This window comes from Saccharopolyspora sp. NPDC000995 (genome assembly GCF_053599315.1).
On record NZ_JBSFLZ010000002.1, the window covers coordinates 61,717 to 73,767 of the forward strand.

12 protein-coding genes are annotated in these 12,051 nt (G+C 70.3%); 5 read left to right on the plus strand and 7 right to left on the minus strand.

The genetic code is table 11. From position 1 onward, the window contains the following. Positions 1-50 precede the first annotated feature (50 nt). Positions 51-1,274, plus strand: coding sequence for an MFS transporter (locus ACWDKQ_RS01655; RefSeq protein WP_450136836.1), 1,224 nt, complete (start codon positions 51-53; stop codon positions 1,272-1,274). Between the two features lie 12 nt (positions 1,275-1,286). On the opposite strand, the gene tatB is transcribed toward ACWDKQ_RS01655, so the two are convergent. The 4 genes from tatB to sigE form a co-directional block, all read right to left on the minus strand. Continuing rightward, positions 1,287-1,694 (minus strand): Sec-independent protein translocase protein TatB, encoded by a 408-nt coding sequence (gene tatB / locus ACWDKQ_RS01660; protein ID WP_450136837.1) that lies wholly within the window; start codon positions 1,692-1,694, stop codon positions 1,287-1,289. Positions 1,695-2,080: 386 nt separating this feature from the next. Then, positions 2,081-3,700 (minus strand): trypsin-like peptidase domain-containing protein, encoded by a 1,620-nt coding sequence (locus ACWDKQ_RS01665; protein ID WP_450136889.1) that lies wholly within the window; start codon positions 3,698-3,700, stop codon positions 2,081-2,083. A 313-nt stretch (positions 3,701-4,013) separates the two neighbouring features. Continuing rightward, positions 4,014-4,745: a zf-HC2 domain-containing protein gene (locus tag ACWDKQ_RS01670; RefSeq protein WP_450136838.1), complete on the minus strand. Its 732-nt coding sequence runs from the start codon at positions 4,743-4,745 to the stop codon at positions 4,014-4,016. Between the two features lie 3 nt (positions 4,746-4,748). Then, positions 4,749-5,327 carry an RNA polymerase sigma factor SigE gene (gene sigE, locus ACWDKQ_RS01675; protein WP_450136839.1) on the minus strand — a complete coding sequence of 193 codons (579 nt, stop codon included), beginning with the start codon at positions 5,325-5,327 and terminating at the stop codon, positions 4,749-4,751. A gap of 306 nt (positions 5,328-5,633) precedes the next feature. Between sigE and ACWDKQ_RS01680 the strand changes: the two genes are divergently transcribed. Then, the gene (locus ACWDKQ_RS01680) at positions 5,634-6,230 is read left to right on the plus strand and encodes an O-methyltransferase (RefSeq protein ID WP_450136840.1); all 597 of its coding nucleotides are present in this window, start codon (positions 5,634-5,636) and stop codon (positions 6,228-6,230) included. Between the two features lie 106 nt (positions 6,231-6,336). Here the strand turns inward: ACWDKQ_RS01680 and ACWDKQ_RS01685 are convergent, their stop codons facing one another. Further along, positions 6,337-7,476 (minus strand): Mrp/NBP35 family ATP-binding protein, encoded by a 1,140-nt coding sequence (locus ACWDKQ_RS01685; protein ID WP_450136841.1) that lies wholly within the window; start codon positions 7,474-7,476, stop codon positions 6,337-6,339. Between the two features lie 275 nt (positions 7,477-7,751). On the opposite strand from ACWDKQ_RS01685, the gene ACWDKQ_RS01690 reads away from it, so the two are divergent. Both ACWDKQ_RS01690 and ACWDKQ_RS01695 read left to right on the plus strand, forming a co-directional pair. Beyond that, positions 7,752-8,198 (plus strand): MarR family winged helix-turn-helix transcriptional regulator, encoded by a 447-nt coding sequence (locus ACWDKQ_RS01690; RefSeq protein WP_450136842.1) that lies wholly within the window; start codon positions 7,752-7,754, stop codon positions 8,196-8,198. 4 nt (positions 8,199-8,202) lie between these two features. Further along, entirely contained in the window at positions 8,203-8,649 is a 447-nt protein-coding gene (locus ACWDKQ_RS01695; RefSeq protein WP_450136843.1) for an NUDIX hydrolase, read from the plus strand. A gap of 240 nt (positions 8,650-8,889) precedes the next feature. Here the strand turns inward: ACWDKQ_RS01695 and ACWDKQ_RS01700 are convergent, their stop codons facing one another. Both ACWDKQ_RS01700 and ACWDKQ_RS01705 read right to left on the minus strand, forming a co-directional pair. Then, positions 8,890-9,417, minus strand: a complete 528-nt coding sequence (locus ACWDKQ_RS01700; RefSeq protein WP_450136844.1) for a DUF1003 domain-containing protein — start codon at positions 9,415-9,417, stop codon at positions 8,890-8,892. After that, entirely contained in the window at positions 9,417-10,703 is a 1,287-nt protein-coding gene (locus ACWDKQ_RS01705) for a magnesium transporter MgtE N-terminal domain-containing protein (RefSeq protein ID WP_450136890.1), read from the minus strand. The genes ACWDKQ_RS01700 and ACWDKQ_RS01705 overlap by 1 nt, the downstream gene beginning before the upstream one ends. 142 nt (positions 10,704-10,845) lie before the next feature. Here ACWDKQ_RS01705 and ACWDKQ_RS01710 point away from each other — a divergent pair, with 142 nt between their 5' ends. Next, positions 10,846-11,817: an HpcH/HpaI aldolase/citrate lyase family protein gene (locus ACWDKQ_RS01710; protein ID WP_450136845.1), complete on the plus strand. Its 972-nt coding sequence runs from the start codon at positions 10,846-10,848 to the stop codon at positions 11,815-11,817. The last annotated feature ends 234 nt before the right edge of the window (positions 11,818-12,051 follow it).

Genomic DNA, 12,051 nt, shown 5'->3' on the forward strand with positions numbered 1-12,051 from the left:
CTGCAAAGCTGAATTGGACGCATTAATTAGGCCTGCTTACGTTCGAGCTCGTGAATCTCGTCGATCCGGCCCGAATCCGCAAGATCCGCATCGCCCTGCTGCTCGGCGCATTGGCGATGTTCGCCCTGCTCTACGCGCCGCAACCGGTGCTTCCGCAGCTGGCCGACGTCTTCGCGCTGGACCCGGGCACGGCGGCGCTGCTGGTTTCGGCGAGCACGCTCGGGCTGGCGGTCGCGGCGATTCCGCTCGGCACGCTGTCGGAGGCGGTCGGCCGCCGCCGCACCATGATCGTGGCGCTGCTGATCGCCGAAGTCCTGGGCCTGCTGCTGCCGTGGGTGCCGTTCTTCCCGGTGCTCGTGGCCGTCCGGCTGGTCCAGGGCGCGGCGATCGCGGGCCTGGCCGCGGTCGCGGTCGCCTACCTGGCCGACGAGACCGGCGGCCAGCACCTGGGCACGACGATGGGCCTCTACGTCGCGGGCACCACCATCGGAGGCATGTCCGGTCGGCTGCTGGGCGGAGTGGTCGGCGACTTCGCCGGCTGGCACGGCGGGATGTTCGCGGTGGCGCTGCTCGCTGGGGTGTGCACGGTGCTGTTCGTGGTGCTGCTCCCCGCCGAACGCAACCACCACCGGCAACCGTTGCGCTGGCGACCGCTGCTCGGCGGCTTGCGCGCCGCTGTCAACGACCCGGTGCTTTACGCGCCGTATCTGGTCGCTGCGCTAGGCATGGGCGCATTCGTCACCGTCTACAACGTGCTCGGCTTCCGCCTCACCGCTGCGCCATTGCTAGTGCCTCCGGCGTTCGCTGCGCTCGCGTTCCTCTCCTATGCGGCCGGAACGGTCACCTCTGCGCTCGCCGGTCGCGCCGCGGATCGCTGGGGACGCAAGCGGGCTGTGTTCACCAGCTTGGCGGTGACTGCGGTGGGATTGCTGCTGATGCTTACCGGCAACCTGTTCGTGATCGTGGTGGGCCTGGTCGTGTTCACCGGCGGGTTCTTCGCCGCGCACTCGGTGGCCAGCGGCTGGGTCGGGGCGCGGGCATCGGCGTCTGCCCGAGGCCAGGCGTCCGCGCTGTACCAGTTCGCCTACTACGGCGGCAGCAGCGTGGGAGGGGTGGTGGGCGGTGCCGCCTACGGCGCGTGGGGCTGGTCTGGCATGACGGTCCTGCTGTGCTGCTGGTTGGCGGTGGCCGCGCTCGCCGTCGGCCTCGCGGTTCCCGCGCGCAGGCGCGTGCCGTCACGCAGGCTTCGTGAAGCCACGATCGGCAAAACGTGAAGGGCTGCCCGGTCAGGTCGCGTCGGAGTCGTACGGGGGGCGCTCGCCTGGGGCGAGCGGACGCTGCTCGGGCTTCGCCGGGTCCGCCGGCTTCGGCTGGTAGCCGCTGCCGTTCGTGCTGCCGTTGGTGTTGGTGATGCCGTCGAGCGGGTTCTCTCCGTCGAAGAGGTGCTTGGTCACCGCCGTGCGCGGGTTGAAGTTGCGGATGCCGCGCAGGTCCTCCAGCGGCTTGCGCAGCTCGTCGAACTCCGGGCCGAGCTCGGACTTGATCTGCTCGCGGGCGCCGGTCGCGTACTCCTTGACCTGGCGGACCGTCTTGCCCAGCCACGCCGCGCCCTGCGGCAGGCGCTCCGGGCCGAGGATGAACAGCCCGACCACGACGAGAACCAGGAGTTCGGGCCAGCCGATGCTATCGAACACCTCTCGACTACCTCCGGGGCTTCGCGGGCTCGCGGACCAGCACCGCATGAGCTGGCAACGCCCCCAGAGTACCGACCGGGTGGTAGCCGCAGGAGGGGGAAGTAGCCCAGCCACTGGCCTTAACGAACTGTTAGCTGCGCGTTCGGCGGGGAACCAGCGCTGGAGGCCGGAACCTCGGAGGTCGTCCAGCCCGCGAAATTTCCTCGAGGGCCTCCGTCGGCGGACCCGTGGCGGTGGCCGGGGCGCGGATGTGGCGATTTCGCGCTGCGACCCGTTCTCCGCGCCTGGCGGGCGGCGATTTCGTTCGTAATCGCCACCTGGGCGCGCCCACTCGCGCGGTCCCGCGCACCGGGTGTGCCCATCCGAGAACCGGGCGACCCGTGCGCTCATTTCAGGGTCACGTCAAGGACCAGTTCGCGGCCCTGCCGGACCACGGTCACCGGCACGCGCTCGCCGACCGGGTGCCGGTCGACGGCCACGATCAGCTCGTCGGCGCCAGCGACCTTGCGCTCGCCGACCTTGATGATCACGTCGCCTTCGGCGATCCCGGCCGCCGCCGCGGCACTGCCGTCCTGCACGTTCTGCACCTGGGCGCCGTCGGCGAGCCCGTCGCTGACCGACTTGGCGTTGACACCAAGGTTGGCGTGCTGCACGTTGCCGGTACGGATCAACTCCTGGGCGATGCGCCGGACGTCGTCGATCGGGATCGCGAAACCCAGCCCGATCGAACCGCCCTCACCGCCAGCACCGAGGGTGCGGATCGCGCTGTTGATGCCGACCACCGCGCCGTTGCCGTCGACCAGGGCACCGCCGGAGTTGCCGGGGTTGATCGCGGCATCGGTCTGGATCGCGTCGATAACCGCGTTGGTGTCGGTGCCCTCACCGGCCAGCCGCATCGGGCGGTGCACCGAGCTGACGATGCCGGTGGTCACGGTGCCGGCCAGGCCCAGCGGCGAGCCGATGGCGATCACCTCGTCGCCGACCGCCAACCCGTCGGAGCCGCCGAGCTGGGCCACCGTCGGGTTGGATACCTCGACCTTGATCACCGCCAGGTCGGTCTTCACGTCCCGCCCGACGATCCGCGCCGGGGCCCGGGTGCCATCGTGGAAGACCGTGGAGACCTGCGCGTTCGGGGTGTCGGCGGCCATCGAGATGACGTGGTTGTTGGTGACCACGTATCCGTTGCCATCGATGACCACCCCAGATCCGCTGCCGCCCTGCGCGCCGACGCGCACCTCGATCGACACGACGGCCGGAACGACGCGTTGCGCGACCGCGGCTACGGTGCCCTTCGGTCGATCCTTGCCCTGCTCCACCTCGGCGAGGGTGACGTCGGGGTTGGTGAGCGGGTTGCCCTCCTCGGCGGTGATCCGGCCGAGGAGGCCGCCGGCTACGCCGACGAGCAGGGCGACCGCGGCGAGGATCGCGAGCGCGCGCGGGTGCACCCGGCGACCGAACAGGACCTCGCGGGCGCTCAGCAGCGGACCGGTTTCGGTGCTGTCGGGCTTGTCCGCTGGTTCTTCGACGAGGGCGGGCGGGCCGATCATGGCGGCCGCGGCCGGGTCGCGCCACGGATCGCGCTCGCCTGAGTTCCACAGCGCCGGCTCGTCGGCCGGCTCGGGCGTCATAGGCTGCTCGCCCGGCGCCCGCTGGAGGCGTTCGCCGCTGCGCGGCGGGCGGCTGAATGCTTGGGCCAGGGCTTCAGGCGGGGGCGGGGTCTGCTCGATGCCGCGCACCGGCAGCTCGCGCCGGTTCGAGTCGAAGCTGCCGGCCACGCCCTTCGGACGGCCGAACGCTGAGCTCTGCGACGGGTCGACCGAGGGGCGGCGCAGCGGGCGCGGGGCGAGGCGGGGCGGTGAGGCGTGCTGCCCGGGGTGCGGTGGTTCGGCCGGCCTGCCGTGCACGGCGGTGCTGTCCGGGTCGGCTTGCTCGCCGTGAGCGACGTGGGGTGGTTCGGCCTGTCCGTTCTGCACGGCTGGGGGCGGGGTGACCGGTCCGGCGGGCATTCCCCGGGTGGGGTTCGTCGCGCCCTGCCACGGATGCACGGGTTGGGCGGGTCGCCCGTGGGGCTCCTGCTGGCCTGCGTGGGGTTGATCCCGACGTCCCTGGTCGGCGTCGGAGCCCTGCGCGGGCCTTCCTGGCTGATCGCTCATCGCTCCCCGGGCATGCGGTCGGGACTCGTCCGTTCGAGTGGATCACACGGGCGGTGTGCCCGTGCCACCGGCATGTGAGCCCACTGCCGGCACGCCCATTTTGCCGGGCGACCGGTGAAGTTCGTGTGGGAGCGGGCGAAGTCGCTGTCTTCGCCGGGAGGAGCGCTCAGTTCCTCGGTGGGGCGGGGGCCGCCCTCGTCGGTGCCGGGGGCACGGACGAGGGCGGATGGGCCGCGGCGACGTGCGGAGATGCCGGATGGTCAGCGCTCGGCTCGGCGGGCAGCGCTTCGCGCGACGAAGCCGGTACGACGGCCTTCGTGAACGCCCCGCCGGGTAGCGGGTCTGGTGCGCTCGGGATCGGCTGCCCGTTTTCGTCGGTCGGCAGGTTCATGAAGGCGAGGGCGCCCAGCACCAGGCCGGAGAACACCACGCCGGCGCCCTGCCGGGTGCGGCGGCCGACCCGCCGCGACGGGGCGTCGTCGTCATGTGCAAAAGGGGACGCGCTGCCGAAGGGCTGTTGGGTGCCGCCCAACGGCCTGCTGGACCCGAGCGCGACCCCGTCGCCGAACCGCTTCGCCCGGTCCGGGCGGGCCACGGCGACCAGTTGGCCGTCGTCGGTCAGCGCCAAGCCGTCCGGCTGACTCGGCAGTTCCGCGTGTGTGGGAATGGCCTGCAGGGCCTGCAGGAACTTCGGTGAGATCGACGGTGTCTGGGCCGCCTGGACCGCGGCGCGGGCCTGCCGCTGCGCGGCAGCGTCCGCGGTGCACGCGGGGCAGTGGGCCAAGTGCGCTACGGCGCGATCGTGGGCGCTCGGTCTGAGCTCCCCGTCCACCAACGCGACGATCGCGTCCAGCGCGAGGTGCTGCTCCGGCAGCCCCCACCCACGCAAAACCGTCATTCGTCAAACCTCCCGGGGATGCTCGCGGCGAGCTTCCAAGGTGGCTTTCAACATCTGGCGCCCGCGGTGGATCCTGCTCCGCACAGTACCGAGCTTCACGCTCAAGGTGGCGCCGATCTCCTCGTAGGAGAGCCCCTCGACGTCGCAGAGCACGACCGCCGCCCGGAACTCCGGCGGCAGCTCGTCCAGCGCCGCCTGCAGGTCGGGGTCGAGGTGGGTGTCGTTGAAGACCTGCTCCGGACTCGGACCACCGCCGGGCAGCCGGTCGGTGTCCTCGGGCAGGCCCTCCATGTGCAGGCGGGACCTGCGGCGGGCCATGTCCAGGAACAAATTCGTGGTGATCCGATGTAGCCACCCCTCGAACGTTCCCGGCTTGTACGACGCGAGCGACCGGAACACCCGGATGAAGGTCTCCTGGGTCAGGTCTTCGGCATCGTGCTGGTTGCCGGTCAGGCGGTACGCCAGCCGGTAGACCCTGTCGGCGTGCTGCCGGACCACCTCGTCCCACGTCGGCGGGGTCCAGGCGATCTCTTCCGCGGTGGGCGAGACGGTGCTCTGCTGGACGCTTGGGGCCACACTCATCGGCTGTGTTGCCATTGGGCGAAAAGCCACCTCCTGTGCGGTTGCATCTCCAAGAACGGACATGTCGCCTCCGTTGTTCCCGGCGTTGTCGTCGAGGAGACGCCGATGGGTGTCGGTTGTGACGTGCTTACTCTCGTATGCCCTGGTGAGGTAGCGATTAAAGACGCCTGAGAACTGGCTGAGAACTCGATGTGATCCAGGTCTCATCGCGGCCTGCCGGGAACGGCCCCCTAACGAATTCGGGCGCGCGGAACATCGACTTGGGCAACGCCGATAACCTTTCGCGTTGTGATACCCGAGACGCCCGTGGGTGCCGGGCCCGTGGGCCGCGAGCAGGCGCGATCCCGCTTGTCCGGTGCGCCGACCGGCGGTCCGACGGACACATCAGTCGGGGCGTCGCCGCTGCACGTGCTGCGGTTCCTGGCGGCGGCGTTGCGGGCCAAGGCCGTGGTGGAGGTCGGCACCGGGTCGGGCGAGAGCGCGTTGTGGCTGCTCCAGGGAATGGTCCCGGACGGCGTGCTGACCTCGATCGACGCCGACGCGGCGGCCCAACGCGCGGCCCGCGCCACGCTGCGGGAGGCGGGCGTGCCGCCGGGCCGGACCCGATTGATCGCCGGCCGGGCGGTCGACCTGATGCCGCGGCTGACCGAAGGTGGCTACGACCTGGTGTCGGTGGGCATCGCGACCACGGACTACCCGAGGTACCTGGAGCTCGGCGTTCGGCTGCTGCGCCCAGGCGGGGTGATCGTGTTCGCGGGTGTTCAGCTGGCCAGCCCGGACACCCGGAGCGCCCTGGCCCTGGCCCTGCGAGACCTGGTCCGCTCCATCCAGGAGGATGACGACCTCATCCCGGTCACACTCCCCACCGGCCCGGGCCTCCTCGCGGTAGCGAAGCACACATAAACCCCAACCGAGTAATTTTTTCGAGGTGAGGGGCACCCTTGAGCGGCATAGTCATCGGCATAGTCGCCCAAGGGTGCCCCTCACCTCTCACCCGGAAGCGTGGTGATCAGGCGGGGGAAACGCTGAGGAGCTTGCCCGCGAGGCCGCGCGCTCGCGTGGACAGGCGCTTTGCGATGTCGTTGAGGACCACCGCCGCCGGCGAGTCCGGGGCCTCCAGGACCAGCGGGGTGCCGTTGTCGCCCGCTTCGCGCAGCCGCGGGTCCAGCGGCACCTGGCCGAGCAGCGGCACGTCCGAGCCGATCGAACGGCTCAGCGACTCCGCTACCAGTTGGCCGCCGCCCGAGCCGAAGACCTCCATCCGCTGGCCGTCCGGCAACTCCATCCAGGACATGTTCTCCACCACGCCGGCCAGCCGCTGCCGGGTCTGCATGGCGATCGCCCCGGCCCGCTCCGCGACCTCGGCCGCCGCCTGCTGTGGGGTCGTGACCACCAGGATCTCCGCGTTCGGGATGAGCTGGGCGGTGGACAGCGCGACGTCGCCGGTGCCGGGTGGTAGGTCGAGCAGCAGGACGTCGAGGTCGCCCCAGAAGACGTCGGACAGGAACTGCTGCAGCGCCCGGTGCAGCATCGGCCCGCGCCAGACCACCGGCGTGTTGCCGGGGGTGAACATGCCGATGGAAATGACCTTCACACCGTGCGCCTGCGGAGGCATGATCATCTTCTCCACCTGGGTGGGCTTGCCGCCCGCACCGAGCATCCGCGGCACCGAGTGGCCGTAGATGTCCGCGTCGACCACGCCGACCGACAGGCCGCGCTTGGCCATCGCGGCCGCGAGGTTGACCGTCACGCTGGACTTGCCGACCCCGCCCTTGCCCGAGGCCACGCAGTACACCCGGGTCATCGAGCCGGGTTCGGCGAACGGGATGCGCGGTTCCTCGGCGCTGCCGCGCAGCATCTTGCGCAGTTCGGTGCGCTGCTCGTCGCTCATCACGTCGAGTTCGACCTGGACCGAGCTGACGCCCTCGACGGCGGACACGGCGCTGGTGACCCGCTGCGTGATCGTCTCCCGCATCGGGCAGCCCTGGACCGTCAGGTACACCTCGACCGCCACGGCGCCGCCAGCGCCGATGGACACGCTCTTGACCATGCCCAGGTCGGTGATCGGCCGGCGGATCTCCGGGTCCTCTACCTGGCTGAGGGCCTTCCGAACGGCGTCCTCGGTGGGCGCGGACTGCGTACTGGTCACGGTTACCTCGGCAAGCTGAAGTTGCGGACGTGGTCGGTGGTCGCTTCGGACGACGCCGTGCGCCGACCTCGAAGACTCTCACACCGGCTGTTGGCAATCCCAATGCTACGGACCGGTAGCCCGTCGGGGACAGGGTCGCCCGCGCTGGTCAGGTGGGGCTCGCCGAGCAGAAGGCGATTCTTGTTCGGGGGCACTGCGCAGTCGAGTGAACGCGTTCCGTAATATCAATCTTCGTGGCGGAGACGGCGCTTGATCGATTACCGACTCGAAGTGAGTTGTTGGCTTACCGCAGTTTCCTCCGCGCGCACGCCAGGGTAACGCGCTGCCTGGAAGGCGACCTGATCGCCGAGCAACGGCTCACGCTCGCCGCCTACGACGTCCTCGAGGCGCTGGCAGAAGCCCCCGAACAGCGGCTGCGGATGACCGAACTCGCGGACGTCGTGCTGCTGTCCCGTTCCGGGGTGACCCGGTTGGTCGACCGCCTCGAACGGCTCGGGCTGGTGCGCCGGGTCCGGGTCGATTCGGACGGGCGCGGTGTGCAGGCCGTGATCACCGAACGGGGCGAAGCGCGGTTGCAGCTCGCGGCGGCGACGCACCGCACCGGGGTGGCGCGGTACTTCCTTTCCGCGACCGCGGGCGAGCTGGAGGCGCTGATGCGCACCTGCGAGAGGCTGGCCGACGGGGGTGTGCCGTCGCCGCCGGGGCAGCGTGCGCAAGCATGAGGTCGTGCACGATGCGAACTCCACCGCTCCCGAACAGCTGATCCAGGCAGTCGGCCTGGTCCGGTTCGTGAACCGGCGATTGCTGCTGGTCCGCGCCGACTACCAGGCCGCGTTCTACCTGCCCGGCGGCAAGATCGATCCCGGCGAAACCGAGGTGCAGGCCCTGTGCCGGGAGGTACGCGAGGAGCTCGGCGTCGGGCTGTTGGGGGCGGACTTCTTCGGACGCTACGTCACCGACGCCGTCGGTCAGGGAGATGGCGTGCAGGTCGAGCTCAGCTGCTACACGGGCGAACTCGATGGGGTCCCCGAGCCGGCCGCCGAGATCGCCGAACTCGCCTGGTGCACCCGCGAGGAGTACGCGGCCCACGAGGTCACGGCCCCGGCGATCGTCGCCCTCTTCGCCGACCTCGACGGCGGTTTCAATGGAGAACAGCGTGCTGGTTCCCGTTGAACGTTCTCCAACCTCTTCTTGCGTTGCGGTGCCAGCGGAACCTCAGCGGGCTTCTCGACTCCGGGGACCAATCGCGGCGTCCGGGCTGTCCTCACGACAAGGCCGCTGAGAACCCGCGGCGGTGCAAGCTGCGCGGGCGGGCCAAGGCGGCTACGCCGCTTGCGGCAGCCTGGTGGGACTTCCAGCATCGCGGCGCGGATCGGCCAGGACGAAAATGGCTCAATGGAAATCGCACTGGGTTCAGATGTCGTCGGCGTCTCGGAAGCTGGTGCGGATTCGGCGTTTCTCGACTTCGCTGCGCAGGCCGGGGACTTCCTCGCGGAGCCGATCCAACTCGGTGCGCAGGTAGTCGCGGGTGGCCACCTCGCCGATCGCCAGCCGCAGCGCGGCGAGTTCGCGGGCGAGGTAGTCCGTGTCCGCCTTGGTCTGCGCCGCCCGCACTCGGTCTTCTTCCAGCGAGACCCGGTCCCGGTCGTCCTGCCGGTTCTGCGCGAGCAGGATCAGCGGGGCGGCGTAGGAGGCCTGGGTGGAGAAGGCCAGATTGAGCAAGATGAACGGGTAGGGGTCCCACTGCAGGCTGACCGCGAACAGGTTGACTGCGATCCAGACGACCACGAACACCGTCATCCAGAAAAGGAACTTGCCGGTGCCGAGGAACCGGGCGATCCGCTCCGAGATCTGCCCGAACAGCTCCGGGTCGAACGAGACGGTGAAGTGGTGCGGCGGGCGGGGTTGGTCGAGTCGGCGGTGGGTCAGCAGCTCGGGCATCAGAGCATCTCCTGGTCCGTCGGGCCGGTCTCCGGTTCGGGAAGTCCGCTTTCCCGCCAGTTCTCCGGCAGCAAGTGGTCGAGCACGTCGTCAACGGTGACCGCGCCGATGAGGTGCTCCCCGTCGTCCAGCACCGGCCCGCACACGAGGTTGTAGGCGGCGAAGTAGCGGGTGACGTCGGCCAGCGACGCCCCGGCGGGGAGGCTCGCGAGATCGGTGTCCAGCGCGCCGGCGACCAAAGTGGACGGTGGTTCGCGGAGCAGCCGCTGGATGTGCACGCAACCCAGGTAGCGGCCGGTCGGGGTGGCCGACGGCGGGCGGCAGACGAACACCAGGCTGGCCAGCGCGACCGGCAGGTCCGGGTTGCGCACCATCGCCAGCGCTTCGGCGATGGTCGCGTCCGGTCCGACCACGATCGGTTCCGGTGTCATCAGGCCGCCTGCAGTGTCGAAGGAGTACGCCATCAGCCGCTTGACCGGTGCCGATTCCTCCGGTGCCATCAGCCCGAGCAGCCGCTCCTTGTCCACTTCGGACAGCTCGGTGAGCACGTCGGCCGCGTCGTCGGGGTTCATCGCCTCCAGCACGGCCGCCGCTCGCTTCTCGTCCAGGTATGCCAGCAGGTCCTTCTGGTCCTCGTCGGGCAGTTCCTCGACGACGTCGGCGAGACGCTCGTTGTCCAGCGCCTCCGCGACTTCGTAGCGGCGCTTGGACGGCAGCTCGTGCAGGGTGCTCGCGACGTCGACCGCGCGCATCGTTTCGAACATGGCGAGCAGCTGCTGCACGCCCTGCGGGTGACCGCTGAGCTCCGCGACCGCCAGCCCGGTGACCTGGTCCCAGTCCAGCACCTGGGTCGGGCCGCGGCGGCCGAGCCGCCCGGTGCGCTCCCGAACCGCGAGCTTGGCCAGCTGCCAGTCGCGGGTGCGGATCTGCTCCATCGCGACGTCGACCAGGACCGCGGGCGCGGCGGTGGAGTCGATGACGACCCGGGCGTCGAGTAGCTGGCCGAGCACGAGCAGTTCGTTGGGGCGCTGGTGGAACTGGCGGAGGTTCACCTTGCCGGTCGCCAGCGTCACGGCGCTCGGTTCGACGCGGGTGACCCGCAGCATCGGCACGAAGATCCGGCGCCGGGTTGGCAGCTCGACGACCAGTCCGAGGACGCGCGGAGGCTGCCGCCGGACGCTGAGCCCGGCGACGAGGTCGCGCACCCGGCCGATCGATTCGCCGTCCGGCCCGAACACCGACAGGCCGGCCATCCGGGCCGCGAAAACCCTGGTAGCGGCTGCCACGTGGATCAGGCTAGGCACTTGCCGTGCCCTCCGCTGCCCGGGTGCAAAGGCGCGGCGCTGCCGCTCGGGAACGCCGACTGTGCCGCCGGGCACTTGTCCGGCCCACGCGGCGGCGGGCGTGGTACACACGCAGCGACTCGCGATGCCAGAGGAGGACAACGTGGACGGTCGACGTGCCCGGCGGAGCTGCCTGGCGGTGCCGGGGTCCAGCGCGAAGATGATCGACAAGGCACGCGGGCTGGCCGCCGACCAGTTCTTCCTGGACCTCGAGGACGCGGTGGCGCCGCTGGCGAAGGCGGAGGCGCGCGACCAGATCGTACGCGCGCTCAACGAGGGCGGCTGGGGCGAGAAGATCCGCTCTGTGCGGGTCAACGCGCTGGACACCGAGTGGACCTACCGGGACGTGGTGACCGTCGTGGAGGGCGCGGGCGCCGAGCTCGACACGATCATCCTGCCGAAGGTGAGCACCCCCGAGCACGTGCGCTGGCTGGACCTGATGCTGACCCAGATCGAGCGGGCCGTCGGGCTGGAGCTCGGCCGGATCGGCATCGAGCCGCAGATCGAGGACGCTCGCGGCCTGGTCGAGGTGGATGCCATCGCCGCCGCTTCTGGGCGGGTGGCGGCGCTGGTCTACGGGCCCGCCGATTTCATGGCCTCGATCAACATGCGGTCGCTGATCGTCGGTCACCAGCCGCCGGGCTACGACGTCGGAGACGCCTACCACTACATCCTGATGCGCATCCTGACCGCGGCCCGCGCGGCCGGGGTGCAGGCGATCGACGGGCCGTACCTGCAGATCAAGGACGTCGAGGGACTGCGCCGGGTGGGTGGCCGGTCGGCGGCGCTGGGCTTCGACGGCAAGTGGGTGCTGCACCCGGCGCAGGTGGACGCGGTCAACGAGCTGTTCTCGCCGCGCCAGCAGGATTACGACCACGCGGAGAACATCCTGGACGCCTACGAGTGGCACACCTCGGCGGCCGGTGGCAAGCGGGGTGCGGCGATGCTCGGTGACGAGATGATCGACGAGGCGTCCCGCAAGATGGCGCTGGTGATCGCGGGCAAGGGCCGCGCGGCGGGCATGACCAGAACCGACCGCTGGACACCACCGGAATGAGGGCTTCGGGGCTGTTCTCGCCAGGCGATGTCTGAGCACCCGCGCCGGTGCGAGTTGCGGGTGCGCCAAGCGCCAGCGCCGCCGGTGTCAAAGGCGAAAGCGTGAACCGAGGGATTTTCGCTTGTCAGCGCCCGTGAGTGGCTTTTGGGGCTTTAGCGCCCGAAACCACTCGCGGGCTTTTGTTCGCGGAAACGGAGTTTCCGGTGCCGTTGGCGTGGTGGCGTTGCACCGTCG

Coding starts and splice junctions, on each gene's coding strand:
- ACWDKQ_RS01700 (WP_450136844.1), bottom strand. CDS start 9,417: ATGCCCGAGCTGCTGACCCACCGCCGACTCGACCAACCCCGCCCGCCG.
- ACWDKQ_RS01665 (WP_450136889.1), bottom strand. CDS start 3,700: ATGCCCGCCGGACCGGTCACCCCGCCCCCAGCCGTGCAGAACGGACAG.
- ACWDKQ_RS01670 (WP_450136838.1), bottom strand. CDS start 4,745: ATGACGGTTTTGCGTGGGTGGGGGCTGCCGGAGCAGCACCTCGCGCTG.
- ACWDKQ_RS01710 (WP_450136845.1), top strand. CDS start 10,846: ATGCCAGAGGAGGACAACGTGGACGGTCGACGTGCCCGGCGGAGCTGC.
- sigE (WP_450136839.1), bottom strand. CDS start 5,327: ATGAGTGTGGCCCCAAGCGTCCAGCAGAGCACCGTCTCGCCCACCGCG.